Raw genomic sequence first — 15,490 nt, forward strand, 5'->3', positions numbered from 1 at the left:
AAGCCCGCCCGACTGCTGATCGGGCGGACTTTATCCGTCAGGAAGCCAATCCAACATCTATTTTAAAGTGATAATTCTCTTTCCCTTCATGCCATGGCCAAAAGCCAAAGCGGTAAACCGGTCTGTCGATTGTGCTGGCGATCAAATCGAATGAAGGATTCGCTTACTGGGCAAAAGCTATCGAGCCAGCCTTTGCGGCGTGCGTTGACTACTCCGACGCCGCTATTATCGAAGCATCACAGTTGCCGGTGCCTAGTTCCCCTTACTGATTTCTGGCTCTGCCTCGATCAAATAAGATGGGCTTAGAAAGAGATAGACAGAGTGGTTCTTTTGGAACCATTCTGGCAACCGTCCAACAATTATCCTCCGGTTCCTCCCATGCCCGTCATTCGTGATTTCCAGCCTGCCGATATTGAAACGATCACCACCATCTATACGGAAGCCGTTCTGACCGGCGCGGGCTCCTATGAGATCGAGCCGCCGACAATGGACGAAATGGTGAAGCGTTTTGAGGCATTCGTGGAGCAGGGCTTTCCGATCCTCGTCGCGGAGGAGGATGGTCGGATTCTGGGCTATGCCTATGCGAGTTATTTCCGCGTCAGGCCTGCCTACCGCTGGCTTGCGGAGGATTCGATCTATATCGCCCCGGATGCGAAGGGAAAGGGTATCGGCAAGCTTTTGCTGCGGGAACTCATCGACCGTATTGCTGCATTGGGGTTCCGGCAATTGCTGGCGGTCATCGGCGATGGCGAACACAATATCGGTTCGGTCAAGCTGCATGAGAGTCTTGGCTTCACCCATTGCGGACGTATCGAGGGCTCCGGGTTCAAGCATGGACGCTGGCTGGACACGGTGTTGATGCAGCTACCGCTCAACGGCGGGCGTTCAATCGAGCCGGGGACGCCGCCGCTTTCATGATCCTGTAGTCGCTGCCGAAATCAGCTTTCGACGAGCTTGAGGCTCTTGTCGAACACGCGCAGCACGCGTTCCAGCTCATGGCCGCGCTTCATGATAAGCCCGCTTGCAGCGATGACCGAATAAGCGCCCTGTTTCTGCGCCAGCTTCGGATTCTTCTCGATGCGGAAGAGCGGTACTTCGCTTGCGCGGCGAAAGATGGAAAACACCGCACGGTCAGCCAGATGATCAATGGCGTAATCACGCCACGTGCCGGAGGCAACCATGCGGCCATAAATGTTCAGGATTTTGGCAAGTTCATGCCGGTTGAAACTGATGGGAGCCGGTCGCACACGGTCGATAGGAACGACCTTTGGCGAAGCAGACGAGGGAGAAGGGGATGACAAATCCTCATTCGCCACGCTTGACGTATTCATGTCGTTCCTTTCAGCCTTTTGCAGAGCCGGACCGAAGACCGGGCGGGATCAAGAACAAACTGCGCGCAACCGGTTTGGATATTCGGCAATGGCGACGAAGCGAACCGAACCGGCGCATGACAACAGGGTGATGCTTTTGTGAAGCAATTTCAAGGGGAGGCTTTCGCAGGCCGGTTTTCATCGCCAATTATCTGGCGGGGAAAGCCCCAATAAATAGGGATTATGGGCTCTATATTAGTTATTCACGAAAAGAGAATGCCTGTTTGGAATGGTGATTGTCGGCCACATTTTCGCCTTGTCAGCTTCGCATTCCAGCCTGATTATGGCTTCAGCATCTACACGTTGCCTGAGACGGTTCGGTTCGGGTATGTCCGACCCCAAGCCCCCCGCCCAAAGGACTGCCCGAGCCGAACCAACCTTTTCCAGCCCCCGCTGAACCAAGTTGCAACACTCGCCCAGATGCCAGACGCTACATCAGCCCAAAATGAGAATCTGTTCGATCTGATCGAAACGCATTTCTTGCTGTAAATCGCGCAAGAGCGATGAGGATCGCAGAAAGCTCAAAGGCCGATCGGCTTCTTCTGCTTGAACATGGCCGCGCCATGGATGGGGCCGAGCGAATTGTCATCGCGCGTTTCCTGCAGCACCACCGCACAGCCTGAAACATCCTTGCGTTTCAGTTCCGACGCCGGGATTTCGATCTTCAGCGGCTTGCCGTCCCACATGCCGATCGTATTGGTATCGCGGACAGTGTTGCGATAGGTGACAGCCTCACCGGCATTTTCACCTTCGGTGATCGGAATGGTCACGGAATCGCGGAAATAGAACAGCACGACATGCACCGGCGCTTCCGGCTTCTTGCCTGCACCGATATCGATGGACAGGCGTCCATCATCGAGCTGTGTGATCGAAACCGGCACATCCAGCTTGTTGGCCGCAATCTGCGCCTGAACGGCTTCGCTGTCGCGACCGTTCACTTCCGTCGTACCATTGATGATGGCTTGCGGCGTATAGATCATGCGCGCATTGAAGGAGTTGCGATAGGCGTTCTGCCGGTCGGTGTTTTCCTGGGTGGCAAGCGTGTCGCGCCATCCCATATAATCCCAGTAATTGACATGGAACGACAGCGCCAGAACATTGGGATCGTCGGCATATTTCGCGAAATTCTGGTCAGCCTTGGGGCAGGACTTGCAGCCCTGGCTGGTGTAGAGCTCCAGAACGGCGGTCTTCTTGCCGCTGTCCTGTGCCTTGGCGGGCCCCTGCATGGAGATGCAGCCGGTGAATGCCAGCCCCAGAACGGCACAGATGCTACGCCAGCCGGGCAAATGCTCGCCGGTAAGCCATGAACCTGTCCCATAGAAGGGGGCGTGGAGTATCACTTCGTTTCATCCTGCAATAATTGTCGCTGACATCTATTATGTAAGAAGTCCTGCAATCAATAGGAATTCACGTTGCGGTGAGATTCGCAGGCGTTACGATTCCCATATCTCACCCTTAAGGGCGAATATCACCAAATTAGCCCACAACAGATTGTGCGAGAACGAGACTGGCTGAACATGAGATCGAGCTTGAGAGAAAAAGCCATCGCCATTTGCGATGAGAAGATAGCGAAAAAAAGGCGAGCTGGTCGGTATTTCGTTCTATGCTTTCTTTGCCAACAAGAACACGGAGCCGGAATTGCTCATGGAAGCTGCCGAGTGGTGGATCAAGACCCATACCCTTGATCACTTTGAGAAAGCAGTAAAAATCAGAGAAATGATCCGTTCAGGCCGATAGTTTCCGTGTCTAATCTAAAATAAAAAGCCGCCGGATTTCTCCGGCGGCTTCTGAATTTAAAGCGCGTGCTGATTAAGCAGCGAGATCGCGCAGAACGGTCTGCAAAATGCCGCCGTTCTTCATGTAGTCGAGTTCGTCCAGCGTATCGATGCGGCAGATGAGCGGAACCTTCTTCACCGAGCCGTCGGCATAGGTGATCGAAGCTTCGACTTTCTGGCGCGGACGCACATCGGCGAGACCTTCGATGGAGACCATCTCGTCGCCCTTGAGACCGAGCGTCTGCCAGCTGGTGCCTTCCTCGAAGACGAAAGGCACAATGCCCATGCCGACGAGGTTGGAGCGGTGGATACGCTCGAACGACTGCGCGATCACGGCCTTGACGCCGAGCAGGTTGGTGCCCTTGGCAGCCCAGTCACGCGAAGAACCGTTGCCGTATTCGACGCCTGCGAAGACGACGAGCGGAACGCCCTCGGCCTTGTACTGCATGGCAGCATCATAGATCGAGGTTTCTTCCTTCGACGGATAGTGGATGGTGTAGCCACCTTCACGTCCGTTTTCGCCCAGCATGTGGTTGCGGATACGGATGTTTGCGAAGGTGCCGCGCATCATCACTTCATGGTTGCCGCGACGCGTGCCGTACTGGTTGAAGTCTGCAACGCCGACGCCATGGTCGATGAGGTATTTGCCAGCTGGCGACTGTGCCTTGATGGAACCGGCAGGCGAAATGTGGTCGGTCGTGATCTTGTCGCCGAAGAGACCCAGAATGCGGGCACCCTTGACGTCGCCGATCGTGCCGGCCGACTTGCCCATGCCGACGAAGTAAGGCGGATTCTGCACATAGGTCGAGTTGTCGTCCCACGCATAGGTCTGGCCCGCAGGAACCTGAACGGCCTGCCAGTTTTCGTCGCCCTTGAACACGTCCGCATACTTCTCCGAGAAGATCTTGCGGGTGACGTTCTTGGCGATGAATTCCTGGATTTCCTGAGAGGAAGGCCAGATGTCGCGGAGATATACCGGGTTTCCGTCCTTGTCTTCGCCGAGCGGCTCCTTGGTCAGGTCCTTGGTGACCGTACCGGCAAGAGCGTGGGCGACGACGAGCGGCGGCGAAGCCAGGTAGTTGGCCTGAACGTCCGGCGAAACACGGCCTTCGAAGTTACGGTTGCCGGAAAGAACGGCAGCCGCGATCAGGCCCTTTTCGTTGATCGTCTTGGAGATCGGAGCAGGCAGCGGACCGGAATTGCCGATGCAGGTCGTGCAGCCGAAGCCGACGAGGTTGAAGCCGAGCGCATCGAGATCCTTCTGGAGGCCAGCGGATTCGAGATAGGCGGCAACGACCTGAGAACCGGGAGCCAGCGACGTCTTGACCCAAGGCTTGGTCTTGAGGCCCTTGGCAACTGCATTGCGGGCCAGAAGGCCGGCCGCAATCAGCACGCTCGGGTTTGAGGTGTTGGTGCACGACGTGATGGCGGCAATCGCCACATCGCCATGGCCGAGATCATAGTCTTCGCCTTCAACGGCATAACGCGCGGTCTGGCCGGTGGTCTTCTTGTACTCGTTTTCGAGCGAGGTGGCAAAGCCCGAACCGATGTTTTCCAGTGCGATGCGGCCTTCCGGACGCTTCGGGCCGGCCATCGACGGAACCACGTCGCTCATGTCGAGTTCGAGAATGTCGGTGAAGACTGGATCGGCTGCGCCCTTGTCGCGCCACATGCCCTGTGCACGGCAATAAGCTTCGACGAGTTCGATGCGATGCTCGTCGCGGCCGGTCGTGTTCATGTAGTTGAGCGTTTCGCGGTCAACCGGGAAGAAACCACAGGTCGCGCCATATTCCGGGCCCATGTTGGCGATGGTTGCGCGGTCGGCCAGCGTCATGTTTTCGAGGCCTTCGCCGAAGAACTCGACGAACTTGCCGACAACGCCCTTCTTGCGCAGCATCTGCGTGACGGTGAGAACGAGGTCGGTCGCGGTCACGCCTTCCTTGATCTTGCCGGTCAGACGGAAGCCAACGACTTCCGGCAGAAGCATGGAAACCGGCTGGCCGAGCATGGCAGCTTCAGCTTCGATGCCGCCAACACCCCAACCCAGAACGCCAAGGCCGTTGACCATGGTGGTGTGGCTGTCGGTGCCGACGCAGGTGTCGGGATAGGCAACGGTTTCGCCGTCTTCTTCCTTGGTCCAGACAGCCTGGGCCAGATATTCGAGGTTCACCTGATGGCAGATGCCGGTGCCCGGAGGAACGACGCGGAAGTTCTTGAATGCCTGCTGGCCCCACTTCAGGAAGCGGTAGCGTTCGCCGTTGCGCTGATATTCGAGGTCCACATTGGCCTTGAATGCGCTTGGATTGCCGAATTCGTCGACGATGACCGAGTGGTCGATGACGAGATCGACGGGAACGAGCGGGTTGATCTTTTCCGGATCGCCGCCAAGAGCCTTGAGGCCGTCGCGCATGGCTGCAAGGTCAACGACGGCAGGAACGCCGGTGAAGTCCTGCATCAGCACGCGGGCCGGGCGGTAGGCGATTTCTGCGCCTGCGGAACCGCGGTCGTTCAGCCACTTGGCAACAGCTTCGATGTCCGACTTCTTGACGGAGCGGTCGTCCTCGAAGCGGAGCAGGTTCTCGAGCAGAACCTTCATGGAGAATGGAAGCTTGGAAACGCCTTCGAGACCGTTCTTTTCGGCTTCGGTCAGGCTGTAATAAACATAATCCTTACCACCTACGGTAAGGGTTTTGCGGCATTTAAAGCTGTCGATGTGCGACACTGCGTTCGTCCTTCATGCTACTGGCCGGAAAACCAGGACGAACGCCTCTGCTGCGTTTCAAGGACGCGCCAAGGTGCGGGTGCAGTCATTTCCGCTGTCCGTCCCGATGCCTGTGTCCTTGAGGGCAACAGGTTGAGATCGGCCAAAAATGGTTTCCACGCCGACCGCTGGCGTGGTAGCCCTCATATAGAGAGTTTTCTAAAACGATTCCAGACAGAATATCGTGAATTCGGCCCCTTGCGGCGAAATGTTGCGATGCCTTTCCATAGATTTTCCGAGGGGCCGGTTCTATTGGTCTGGCAATTATCCATCGGGGCTTAGAGGGTATAAAATGCGGCTTGAAGCCGAAAATCTGGCGGGCGAGAGAGGCGGGGAAACGATTTTCGCTGGCCTGTCTTTTGCTCTCAGTGAAGGCGAGGCGCTGGTGGTGACCGGCCCGAATGGCTCGGGCAAGTCCACGCTGCTGCGAATCATCTGCGGCCTGCTTCTGCCAGAAGCAGGAAAGGTGGAACTTCGCGAGGATGGCACAGTTCTTCCGGTGCGCGCCGCCTGCCATTATCTCGGCCATCAGAACGCGATGAAACCGGCGCTCAGCGTGCGTGAAAACCTGTCCTTCTGGCAGAAGTTCAATGGTGCTGCGCAAACGGAGATCGATGAGGCGCTGGAAGCCGTCGATCTGCCCGGCGTGGAGCATCTGCCGTTCGGTTATCTGTCGACGGGGCAGAAGCGCCGTGTTTCCATTGCCAAGCTTCTGGTCAGCCATCGTCCGCTCTGGATCGTCGATGAACCGACCGCCGGTCTCGACAAGGCGTCCGAAGCCCGCTTCGCCGAGCTGATGCGCGGACATATGCGCGACGGCGGCATGATCGTCGCTGCAACGCATATTCCTCTTGGCCTTGAAGGTGTCAGCGCGCTCGACATGGCCGCCTGTTCAGTCGAGGCTGCCTGATGCTGGCGCTTTTTCTGAGAGATTTGCGCCTCAGTTTCCGCGCCGGTGGTGGCGCGCTGATCGGAATCCTATTCTTTCTGGCCGTGATTTCGGTGATGCCCTTCGGCGTCGGGCCTGATCTCAACCTTCTCGCACGCATCGGTCCTGCCATGCTGTGGATCGGCGCGTTGCTGGCAACGCTACTGGGGCTCGACCGGCTGTTTCAGGCTGACCGGGAGGATGGTTCGCTCGACCTGCTGCTGATCGGCGCGGACAGTCACATGCTGGCCTTCACGGTTTTTGTGAAATGCGTGGCCCATTGGGTGGCAAGTGTGCTGCCGCTGGTAATCGCATCGCCAATGCTCGGCCTGTTCATGAACATGGATGCATCGGCAATCGGCGCAACATCGCTGACGCTTCTGGTGGGAACGCCCGCCATCGCCTTCATTGGCGCTGTGGGTGCAGCCCTTGCCGTGGCGCTGCCGCGTGGCGGGTTGCTGGTGTCGGTGATCGTTCTGCCGCTCACCATTCCGGTGCTCATTTTCGGTGTATCAGCTTCGCATGGAGCGACAGTAGACAATGTGCCCTTTCTGGCGCCATTCCTTATTCTTGCAGCACTCACCCTGTTCTTTGCCGTCCTCGGGCCTCTGGCCGCGAGCGCGGCACTGAAAAGTTCGGCGGATTGAACATGATCCCGAAAAGTGGGAACCGGTTTTCGGAAACGATCAAGTTCGGCGGATTGACGCAGTTGATTACGGTCAATTGAACGGCACGGGGGTGGAAGGTAAGTATAGGCCATGGAAAAAGACATGACCAAAGACGCCGTTAAAACCACGAGCTGGCTCGATCTGGCCAATCCCACGCGCTTCCTAGCCTTTGCAGGCAAGGTGTTGCCATGGCTGGCCGTGCTTTCGGTGCTGTTTCTGGCGGCTGGTCTCTATATGGTCTTTTTCCTGTCGCCGGAAGACTACCAGCAGGGCATGACGGTTCGCATCATGTATATCCATGTGCCTTTCGCATGGCTTTCCATGATGTGCTATTCGATCATGGCTGTTTCGGCGCTGGGCACGCTGGTCTGGCGGCATCCGCTGGCCGATGTGTCGATCCGCGCCGCCGCTCCGCTCGGTGCCGTCTTCACCGCGCTTGCGCTTGCCACTGGTTCGCTCTGGGGCAAGCCGATGTGGGGCACGTGGTGGGTGTGGGATGCGCGACTGACTTCGGTTTTCGTGCTGTTCCTGATGTATCTCGGCATTATCGCGCTGTCGCGCGCCATGGACGATCCGGCGAAAAGCGCCAAACCTGTGGCCGTGCTCACGCTGGTCGGCTTCATCAATATTCCGATCATCAAATTCTCGGTCGACTGGTGGAACACGCTGCATCAGCCAGCATCTGTTTTCCGCATGGATGGCCCGACCATCGACGGCTCCATGTTGCGCCCGCTTTTCGTGATGGCCATCGGCTTCTCGCTTCTGTTCTTCACACTGCATATGATGGCCATGCGCAATGAAATCTGGCGCCGCCGCGTCGCGTCGATGAAGAAGCTTGCCGCACGGAATGCCGACCGCAATCGCAAAGCACAGGAGGGTGCAGTATGAACCATCTTGGCTATGTTCTCGCATCCTATGGCATCACGGTCGCGGCACTCGCCGTCACCATCGGCTGGATATTGATCGATCAGCGTATCCAGAAAAACGAACTGAAGCGGCTTGAGGCGCAGGGTGTGCGCCGCCGTTCTGCAAAAGCCCCCGGTAAAGCACAATGACCGAAACGACCGAGAAGCCAGCCGCGCCGAAAAAGCGCTCCACATGGGTTGCCCTGCTGCCGCTGGCGATTTTCGTCGGACTGGCGGCGGTGTTTGCGGTCCAGCTTCTGTCGGGCAAGGACAATACGACGATCCCTTCCGCTTTGATCGGCAAGCAGGCACCGCAGACGAACCTGCCGCCCGTCGAGGGGCTGGTGCGCGATGGCGCGCCTGTTCCCGGCCTCAACAGCGAAGAGTTTAAGGGCAAGCTGACACTGGTGAATGTCTGGGGATCGTGGTGCGTTCCCTGTCGTCAGGAGCACCCGCTGTTGATGGAAATCGCCAAGGATGAACGCATCCGCGTGGTTGGCCTCAATTACAAGGACCAGCCGGAAAATGCGCGCCGTTTTCTCGGCGATCTCGGTAATCCCTTTGCCGCAGTCGGTGCCGACCGCGCCGGGCGTTCAGCCATCGAATGGGGCGTCTACGGCGTGCCGGAAACCTTCCTCGTCGATCAGAACGGCAAGATCGTCTACAAGCATGTCGGGCCGTTTACGCCAGAGTCGGTGAAGAACGATCTGATGCCTGCTGTGGAGAGGGTTCTTCAGTAATAGTCGTTGAGCTTATTCATGGATCGATGATTTAAGGTCCTGCTGCAGCTTCTCTAGCATTGGAGCAGGCATGTTCAGTCCCTCGAAGTCGCAATATTCATCCAGAAGTTCCGGAGATTTCTGTCTGAACTTGGAGGTGTCGACTTCGCCCTCATCATTCACAGCTCCAACCTTATAAAGAAGGTCGGCTGTCGCTTTGACTGAAATACGTCCTAATTTGAAAGCGATTACTTCCTGTGGGTCTCGTGCCATGATTGCAACTGTGTCCAGTTTAAACTCTGAAGGCATGTCAAGCGTGAGATCCATGACACTAATCTTGTTGCTTTCTAGTGCCTCATAATATTGCTTTCCTAGATCATAAGCCTTTTGTGTGAAGCTGGTCGATAATAGGAAGGAAGAGGCAGATGGATTTATTGCAGTTCCTATGTTCTGGATGAGAATTGCACATTGAAAATTTTTCAAAGATTTTGCAGGGAGTGCGAGATAATCTTGCTTGGTGAGCTCTTCACCATATGTTGCAGTAATTGATAATAAAGAAACAGATATAGATGCAAATAGCATTGTTCTGAAATTCATGATCTCCAGTCTCCCGAAAAATAAAAAGGGCTCCGAAGAGCCCTTAGTAAAATACTTTCTTACGAAATCAATCCGGCAACTTCCGTACCGCGCCCTTGGCGGCGCTGGTTGCCATGGAAGCATAAGCCTTAAGCGCGGTGGAAATCTTGCGCTTGCGTGTCTCCGCTGGCTTCCAGCCAGTCGCATCCTGCTCGGCGCGGCGTTCTGCCAGCGTTGCATCATCAACAGCCAGATGGATCTTGCGGTTTGGAATGTCGATATCGATGATATCGCCTTCGCGTACCAGCCCGATCGTGCCGCCTTCGGCTGCTTCCGGCGAGACGTGGCCGATCGAGAGGCCCGAAGAGCCGCCCGAGAAACGTCCATCGGTGATCAACGCGCAGGCTTTGCCGAGGCCTTTCGACTTCAGATAGCTGGTCGGGTAGAGCATTTCCTGCATGCCGGGGCCACCGCGCGGGCCTTCATAGCGGATCAGCACAATGTCGCCAGCCTTGATCTTGCCGTTCAGAATGCCGAGTACCGCGGTATCCTGACTTTCAAAGATGCGGGCGGGGCCGGAGAATTTCAGGATGGAGTCGTCCACGCCAGCCGTCTTCACGATGCAGCCGTCTTCGGCCAGATTGCCGTAAAGCACGGCCAGACCACCATCCTGACTGAAGGCGTGTTCCTTGGAGCGGATGACGCCCTTTTCACGGTCGGTATCGACGCTGTCGAAGCGGCGTTCCTGAGAGAAGGCAACCTGCGTCGGCACGCCACCGGGCGCAGCCGAATAGAACTTGTGCACCATGTCGCTGTTGGTGCGGGTCACGTCCCAATGATCGAGCGCCTTGGCAACCGTTTCGCTGTGCACGGTTGGCAGATCGGTATTGATCAGGCCTGCCTTGTCGAGCTGGCCGAGAATGCCCATGATGCCGCCTGCGCGGTGCACATCTTCCATGTGAACGGTATTGTTGGCAGGCGCGACCTTGCAGAGCACCGGCACGCGGCGGGACAGGCGGTCGATATCGGCCATGGTGAAATCGATCTCGGCTTCCTGTGCAGCTGCAAGCAGATGCAGAACCGTATTGGTCGAACCGCCCATGGCAATGTCGAGCGTCATGGCGTTTTCAAAAGCCGGGAAGCTTGCAATCGAGCGCGGCAGCACGCTTTCGTCGTCCTGCTCGTAATAACGGCGGGCGAGATCGACAACCAGATGACCGGCTTCCACGAAGAGGCGCTTGCGGTCGGCATGGGTTGCGAGCGTGGAGCCATTGCCCGGCAGCGACAGGCCGAGCGCTTCGGTGAGGCAGTTCATCGAATTCGCGGTGAACATGCCTGAGCACGAACCGCAGGTCGGGCAGGCTGAACGCTCAATCGCCTTGACCTGATCGTCGGTGTAGCTGTCGTCGGCAGCTGCAACCATCGCATCGACGAGGTCGAGCTTCTTGACCTGATCGTCCCAGACGACCTTGCCTGCTTCCATCGGACCGCCGGAAACGAACACGACCGGGATATTGAGGCGCAGAGCGGCCATCAGCATACCGGGAGTGATCTTGTCGCAGTTGGAAATGCAGACCATCGCATCGGCGCAATGGGCATTGACCATATATTCGACCGAGTCGGCGATGAGTTCACGCGACGGCAGCGAATAGAGCATGCCGTCGTGACCCATGGCGATGCCGTCATCGACCGCAATGGTGTTGAATTCTTTTGCCACGCCGCCAGCGCTTTCAATTTCGCGCGCAACGAGCTGGCCGAGGTCCTTCAGGTGCACGTGGCCGGGCACGAACTGGGTGAACGAGTTCACCACGGCAATAATCGGCTTGCCGAAATCCTCATCCTTCATGCCGGTGGCGCGCCATAGGCCGCGCGCGCCGGCCATGTTGCGACCGTGGGTGGTTGTACGCGAACGATAAGGAGGCATTTTCAAACCTTTTAGGAACTATTCCAATGTGTAACGTCGATATGACAGAACCGTTCCCGCTGAGCAAAGCGCAAATTGCCCCATACTATCGGGGCTGAACCATTCGCAGACTTGCGGACAACGGAAAGGGTTCCGGCGTGCGACAGCTTTCGCAGGCACAGACACGGCAATCTAGCACGTTATTGTTATAATGCAAAAGATATTGCGCTGAAAACGTAAGGAAGTTGCTCGGCCTCAAGATGGTGCGTCTGCCATGGCGGCATCCAGCAGGGCATTCGCCGTTTTCATCCGCTGTTCCGCGGCAAGGCGAAACTCTTCCGGCAGGCGGTCCGGATGATTGCTGGCGGCAAAGCTGCGCCGCCGCCGTTGCAGTTCGGAGCGTCTCAGGCCGGAATGCAGGTCCAGCTCCTGGCGGATTGCATCCGGCGACAGCTTCTGCATCCGCGCTTCTATCGCCTGTCTTTCCTGTTCAGGCTCGGGCGCAGCCTCCGGCACGCTCTCAATATCGAACAGGCTTTCAAGATCGTCCGGCTGGCGGGGTGTTGCTGGCGTATCGCCGAAACCCACGGAAAAGACGGCGGAAGCAAACCCGAATTGCGGCGGACGGGTGTTTTCCTTGGGGCCTGCGTCAGCCTCGACTTCCTTCAGAACCGTTGCGAAATCCGGGCGGTTCCGCAGCATCAGGCTTGCTGCACCCTATGCGACGAAAAGGCGGAAGCCAGAGCGCGCGTCAGCCGGGATGGCAGCACAGGCTTCTGAAAGACCGGTATTCCGGGATAACGTGCCGCAAGGCGCGCTGGAAGGCCACCGCCGGTATGGATGACCACGAAGACATCACGGCTCTTCAACCGGTCCAGCACGGCTTCCACATCGCCATCGGCGAGGTTCACATCGAGAATGGCGGCATCAACTTCATTGCGATTGATGATATCTATTGCTTGCCGGACGGTGCCGACCGGACCGAGAACGGTTCCGTTCGCATCCTCGACAGTCGCGGCGACATCGAGGGCGACGAAAATCTCGTCTTCCACCACCAATACCCGCCGCTGTCCAAGATCATTCATCACTTGTCTCGCTGCCTCCCTTTTTGAGGTGAGCCCTTCACGCAAGAAATGCGCGAGCGCAAGCAGAGGTTCCCTTCGCCGGCATGATAATTCGTTAATGGTGAATCAAACCTTTACCGGTTTTGGAGGCCGCGATGTCAGAAGGCGGTGAAGGTCAGCGTCGTCAGTGAACGGATGATGTTGGGAATGTTGAGAACATTCTCGTTGATGAACTTGCCGATATCCTGATCCTCGGCAATGTAGATCTTGGCCAGAAGGTCGAATTCGCCGCTGGTGGAATAAAGCTCGGAGACGATTTCGCGCTGAAAGAGCGTATCGGCAACTTCGTAGGTCTTGCCGGGGGCGCACTGCAGTTGCAGGAAAACGGGCTTCATGTCTCTTCCTTTCGCGACGGGACTGCGTGGCGGATATCACAGCAGTGTTTGCAGGTTACAAACACGGACAGCCCGCCGAAATCAAGAGCGAAAGCATAGCGGATGGCGATGTTTGGCGCAGCAGGTTTGTCCTCCACGCATGGCTGGTTCACGCGGAGGTTTTAATTTACTCAATTGTAATTTTCTTGAGAGGGCGCAATAAGACTTCTCCCAGAAATTGTAATTTGCGCGTCCGATTTATATGAAATTTGTACTTCCCGCCGTTTTGCTGCTGTTCGCGTTCGCCTTTTTCTCGGCGTGGCTTTCCGATCGCGGTCGCCGGTTTCTGGCGTCCTGCGGCGCTTGTTTCCTGCTGATCGGCCTCGCAATGCTGGTCCAGCTTGGTGATTTCCCTTCGGACGACAATCTGAACACGGTGCTTTCCGCCGCATTTTATGTCGGAGGCACGCTGGTTGGCGGCTATGGCATTTTGCAGCGAAGCGGGCTGCGGCTTACATCTGCCTTCTACATATTGAGCTTTGCCCTCATCGTCGGCGGTGTCTGGTATTATTGCTATATTGAGCCCGATCTTCTGTCGCGGGTCTATGTGCTCAATCTGGGCATGGCCACGTTGATCCTTTCTTTCGCATGGCAGGCGCGGCGGCTGTTCAAGGGGCCGCTGGTGGACAAGCTGCTGCTGGTCATGCTCGTTCTGGTGGCATTGCAATTCGTGCCGCGCACGCTTCTGACCGCCCGTTCCCTGCTCGGCGATGTCGATGGCGACGATTTCGCAACGACTGTTTTCTGGCAATGGACGGTGTTTTCTACCGCTATCGCAGCGGTTGTCACCGGCTTCGCCTTGCTGGCCGCTGCCGGTTACGATCGTATCGGCGAACTGTCGCATGAACGTGACAGCGATCCCTTGACCGGGCTCCTCAACCGGCGCGGACTGGAAATGCGCTACGATGCGCTTTCACAGACGAAAAAGGGCGTGCCCGGCTGGGTTGCCGTTTGCGATATCGATTACTTCAAGGCGCTGAATGATGCCTATGGCCATGCGGCGGGCGACGCGGTTTTGAAGGAATTCGCTGGAATCCTGCGCAAGCTCATCGGCGAACGGCCACTGATTGCGCGTACTGGCGGGGAGGAGTTCGTGATCTGTGTCGACGACATGCATGCCGATAATGTCTTCCAGCTTATGGAAGGTGTGCGACAGAACATCGAGAGGCACCGGTTCCAGCGCCTCGCAAAGGAAGCCAGCGTCACATGCAGCATCGGCTGTGTCCGTTTGCCGGAGCAGGGTGATTTCTGGCAGGCGGTCGATAAGGCCGACAAAATCCTCTACGCCGCCAAGAAAGAAGGACGCAACCGCACCTATGTGGAAGGGTTGAACCCGAACAGCGACGGATAGTTCACAGAGCGGACGAATTTTGGGGATGGCGGTTTTTACGGGTGGTCTTCGATAACTTTCCGGTGATGATCCGCACATTGCCGCAAATCATGCTTATTATCGCCGCCGATAATGTGAGTACCGAGGAGTTCCCGAAAGTCCGATGAAATTCAAATCCCTTGTGTTGCCTGCGTCCGCTGTTGTTGGTCTCCTCTCGTTCGGCCCGGCGGTTTCTCCGTCTTTTGCAATGAATGCTTCCGAAAAGGCCCAGCTCGAGAAGCTCGATCCGGCAACCCGCCTTGAGCAACGTTGCGACGTGGAAGCAATGGAACGCATCACGCGGGAACAGAAGTTTTCGGTCGACAAGGTTCTGGCCTATGCCTTCTCCGATCCCGTGACCACGAAGAATTCGATCGAGGCCGATGGCGCTGCCTTCCGCAGCCGCGAGCACTGGTACAAGCTGTCCTTTGTCTGCAAGACGGATGAGGAACATATCAATATCGTTTCGTTTCGCTACGATATCGGCGATGAAGTGCCCCAGAACCAGTGGGACAAGCACTACCTCGTCCCATAACAGGGTCGTCTATTCTTCCGAGTCGTCCGAACGGCAGGCTGACAGCAGCGTCACTTCCTTGGCGGTGTGATCGGCTTCGAGATGGCTCAGCACAGCCTGACCGTCCTTGTCGCTCCAGCGGTAGCTGTCCTGCTCATCGATGGCGACATATTTCTTGAGACTGTCATGCCATTGCAGCGCGATCATCTTGCCTTCCGCATCGAGAACCGCAAAGCCGGGCGCACTACCATTGCGGATATAGGTGACAGGCACGACGACCCCACGTTCGCAGATGTAATCGACCCGCTCGATGGGGTTTGCATCCTGAGCCTGCGCCGAAACAGAAGGCGCGAAGAGCATTGCCGGGCCTGCTATAACCGCGAAAAGGGTGCAAATGGAACGCTTGCCATATGCCATGGTGAAAAATCCTCTGGTCAGCCAATCGATACAGGGAAAATAACTCTTCGGCGGCCCGGTTCAAGAGCGATCATATCGCGCGGTAAA

General features: G+C 56.9%; 17 protein-coding genes and 1 pseudogene. 9 read left to right on the forward strand and 9 right to left on the reverse strand.

Annotated features, from left to right (window positions below; all coding sequences use genetic code 11):
• The first annotated feature begins 378 nt into the window (after positions 1-378).
• A complete protein-coding gene (locus LJ361_RS00530; protein ID WP_010657936.1) occupies positions 379-918 on the forward strand; it encodes a GNAT family N-acetyltransferase in 540 nt (179 codons plus the stop codon).
• A gap of 20 nt (positions 919-938) precedes the next feature.
• On the opposite strand, the gene LJ361_RS00535 is transcribed toward LJ361_RS00530, so the two are convergent.
• Together LJ361_RS00535 and LJ361_RS00540 are read right to left on the reverse strand one after the other, a co-directional pair.
• The gene (locus LJ361_RS00535; protein ID WP_010657937.1) at positions 939-1,331 is read right to left on the reverse strand and encodes a DUF2794 domain-containing protein; all 393 of its coding nucleotides are present in this window, start codon (positions 1,329-1,331) and stop codon (positions 939-941) included.
• 560 nt (positions 1,332-1,891) lie between these two features.
• Positions 1,892-2,626, reverse strand: coding sequence for a DUF1223 domain-containing protein (locus tag LJ361_RS00540; protein ID WP_029375846.1), 735 nt, complete (start codon positions 2,624-2,626; stop codon positions 1,892-1,894).
• A 261-nt stretch (positions 2,627-2,887) separates the two neighbouring features.
• Between LJ361_RS00540 and LJ361_RS00545 the strand changes: the two are divergent.
• Positions 2,888-3,107 (forward strand): annotated as a pseudogene (locus tag LJ361_RS00545) (DUF6500 family protein).
• Positions 3,108-3,179: 72 nt separating this feature from the next.
• On the opposite strand, the gene acnA reads toward LJ361_RS00545, so the two are convergent.
• A complete protein-coding gene (acnA, locus tag LJ361_RS00550; protein WP_010657941.1) occupies positions 3,180-5,867 on the reverse strand; it encodes an aconitate hydratase AcnA in 2,688 nt (895 codons plus the stop codon).
• 331 nt (positions 5,868-6,198) lie between these two features.
• On the opposite strand from acnA, the gene ccmA reads away from it, so the two are divergent.
• From ccmA to LJ361_RS00575, 5 genes are all read left to right on the forward strand, one after another.
• Positions 6,199-6,816 (forward strand): heme ABC exporter ATP-binding protein CcmA, encoded by a 618-nt coding sequence (gene ccmA, locus LJ361_RS00555; RefSeq protein ID WP_010657942.1) that lies wholly within the window; start codon positions 6,199-6,201, stop codon positions 6,814-6,816.
• On the forward strand, positions 6,816-7,481 hold the full coding sequence (gene ccmB / locus LJ361_RS00560) for a heme exporter protein CcmB (RefSeq protein WP_010657943.1): 666 nt from the start codon (positions 6,816-6,818) through the stop codon (positions 7,479-7,481). The genes ccmA and ccmB overlap by 1 nt, the downstream gene beginning before the upstream one ends.
• A 123-nt stretch (positions 7,482-7,604) precedes the next feature.
• Positions 7,605-8,390: a heme ABC transporter permease gene (locus tag LJ361_RS00565; RefSeq protein ID WP_029375847.1), complete on the forward strand. Its 786-nt coding sequence runs from the start codon at positions 7,605-7,607 to the stop codon at positions 8,388-8,390.
• Entirely contained in the window at positions 8,387-8,557 is a 171-nt protein-coding gene (ccmD, locus tag LJ361_RS00570) for a heme exporter protein CcmD (RefSeq protein ID WP_010657945.1), read from the forward strand. The genes LJ361_RS00565 and ccmD overlap by 4 nt, the downstream gene beginning before the upstream one ends.
• A complete protein-coding gene (locus tag LJ361_RS00575) occupies positions 8,554-9,147 on the forward strand; it encodes a DsbE family thiol:disulfide interchange protein (protein ID WP_010657946.1) in 594 nt (197 codons plus the stop codon). The genes ccmD and LJ361_RS00575 overlap by 4 nt, the downstream gene beginning before the upstream one ends.
• 12 nt (positions 9,148-9,159) lie before the next feature.
• Here the strand turns inward: LJ361_RS00575 and LJ361_RS00580 are convergent, their stop codons facing one another.
• From LJ361_RS00580 to LJ361_RS00600, 5 genes are all read right to left on the reverse strand, one after another.
• Entirely contained in the window at positions 9,160-9,723 is a 564-nt protein-coding gene (locus tag LJ361_RS00580) for a hypothetical protein (RefSeq protein WP_010657947.1), read from the reverse strand.
• A 67-nt stretch (positions 9,724-9,790) separates the two neighbouring features.
• Positions 9,791-11,626 (reverse strand): dihydroxy-acid dehydratase, encoded by a 1,836-nt coding sequence (ilvD, locus tag LJ361_RS00585; RefSeq protein ID WP_010657948.1) that lies wholly within the window; start codon positions 11,624-11,626, stop codon positions 9,791-9,793.
• A gap of 234 nt (positions 11,627-11,860) precedes the next feature.
• Positions 11,861-12,307, reverse strand: coding sequence for a hypothetical protein (locus LJ361_RS00590; protein ID WP_264812362.1), 447 nt, complete (start codon positions 12,305-12,307; stop codon positions 11,861-11,863).
• Positions 12,307-12,690, reverse strand: a complete 384-nt coding sequence (locus LJ361_RS00595) for a response regulator (RefSeq protein ID WP_011982335.1) — start codon at positions 12,688-12,690, stop codon at positions 12,307-12,309. The genes LJ361_RS00590 and LJ361_RS00595 overlap by 1 nt, the downstream gene beginning before the upstream one ends.
• 137 nt (positions 12,691-12,827) lie before the next feature.
• Complete coding sequence (locus LJ361_RS00600) at positions 12,828-13,064, reverse strand: Lrp/AsnC ligand binding domain-containing protein (protein WP_010657951.1); 237 nt, start codon at positions 13,062-13,064, stop codon at positions 12,828-12,830.
• A 241-nt stretch (positions 13,065-13,305) separates the two neighbouring features.
• On the opposite strand from LJ361_RS00600, the gene LJ361_RS00605 reads away from it, so the two are divergent.
• Positions 13,306-14,454: a GGDEF domain-containing protein gene (locus LJ361_RS00605; RefSeq protein WP_010657952.1), complete on the forward strand. Its 1,149-nt coding sequence runs from the start codon at positions 13,306-13,308 to the stop codon at positions 14,452-14,454.
• Between the two features lie 142 nt (positions 14,455-14,596).
• On the forward strand, positions 14,597-15,007 hold the full coding sequence (locus tag LJ361_RS00610) for a DUF930 domain-containing protein (protein ID WP_010657953.1): 411 nt from the start codon (positions 14,597-14,599) through the stop codon (positions 15,005-15,007).
• Positions 15,008-15,016: 9 nt separating this feature from the next.
• On the opposite strand, the gene LJ361_RS00615 is transcribed toward LJ361_RS00610, so the two are convergent.
• The gene (locus LJ361_RS00615) at positions 15,017-15,403 is read right to left on the reverse strand and encodes a hypothetical protein (protein ID WP_010657954.1); all 387 of its coding nucleotides are present in this window, start codon (positions 15,401-15,403) and stop codon (positions 15,017-15,019) included.
• Between the last annotated feature and the right edge of the window lie 87 nt (positions 15,404-15,490).

Origin of the sequence: Brucella sp. JSBI001, assembly GCF_026014005.1 — a bacterium.
In the GTDB taxonomy this organism is placed as follows: domain Bacteria; phylum Pseudomonadota; class Alphaproteobacteria; order Rhizobiales; family Rhizobiaceae; genus Brucella; species Brucella anthropi.

What these genes read in the sequence shown, in the direction of transcription:
- LJ361_RS00605 (WP_010657952.1), top strand. Translation starts at nt 13,306, where the DNA reads ATGAAATTTGTACTTCCCGCCGTTTTGCTGCTGTTCGCGTTCGCCTTT.
- LJ361_RS00535 (WP_010657937.1), bottom strand. Translation starts at nt 1,331, where the DNA reads ATGAATACGTCAAGCGTGGCGAATGAGGATTTGTCATCCCCTTCTCCC.
- LJ361_RS00600 (WP_010657951.1), bottom strand. Translation starts at nt 13,064, where the DNA reads ATGAAGCCCGTTTTCCTGCAACTGCAGTGCGCCCCCGGCAAGACCTAC.
- ccmB (WP_010657943.1), top strand. Translation starts at nt 6,816, where the DNA reads ATGCTGGCGCTTTTTCTGAGAGATTTGCGCCTCAGTTTCCGCGCCGGT.
- ccmA (WP_010657942.1), top strand. Translation starts at nt 6,199, where the DNA reads ATGCGGCTTGAAGCCGAAAATCTGGCGGGCGAGAGAGGCGGGGAAACG.
- LJ361_RS00580 (WP_010657947.1), bottom strand. Translation starts at nt 9,723, where the DNA reads ATGAATTTCAGAACAATGCTATTTGCATCTATATCTGTTTCTTTATTA.
- LJ361_RS00595 (WP_011982335.1), bottom strand. Translation starts at nt 12,690, where the DNA reads ATGAATGATCTTGGACAGCGGCGGGTATTGGTGGTGGAAGACGAGATT.
- ilvD (WP_010657948.1), bottom strand. Translation starts at nt 11,626, where the DNA reads ATGCCTCCTTATCGTTCGCGTACAACCACCCACGGTCGCAACATGGCC.
- LJ361_RS00615 (WP_010657954.1), bottom strand. Translation starts at nt 15,403, where the DNA reads ATGGCATATGGCAAGCGTTCCATTTGCACCCTTTTCGCGGTTATAGCA.
- ccmD (WP_010657945.1), top strand. Translation starts at nt 8,387, where the DNA reads ATGAACCATCTTGGCTATGTTCTCGCATCCTATGGCATCACGGTCGCG.
- LJ361_RS00530 (WP_010657936.1), top strand. Translation starts at nt 379, where the DNA reads ATGCCCGTCATTCGTGATTTCCAGCCTGCCGATATTGAAACGATCACC.
- LJ361_RS00575 (WP_010657946.1), top strand. Translation starts at nt 8,554, where the DNA reads ATGACCGAAACGACCGAGAAGCCAGCCGCGCCGAAAAAGCGCTCCACA.
- LJ361_RS00610 (WP_010657953.1), top strand. Translation starts at nt 14,597, where the DNA reads ATGAAATTCAAATCCCTTGTGTTGCCTGCGTCCGCTGTTGTTGGTCTC.
- LJ361_RS00565 (WP_029375847.1), top strand. Translation starts at nt 7,605, where the DNA reads ATGACCAAAGACGCCGTTAAAACCACGAGCTGGCTCGATCTGGCCAAT.
- LJ361_RS00590 (WP_264812362.1), bottom strand. Translation starts at nt 12,307, where the DNA reads ATGCTGCGGAACCGCCCGGATTTCGCAACGGTTCTGAAGGAAGTCGAG.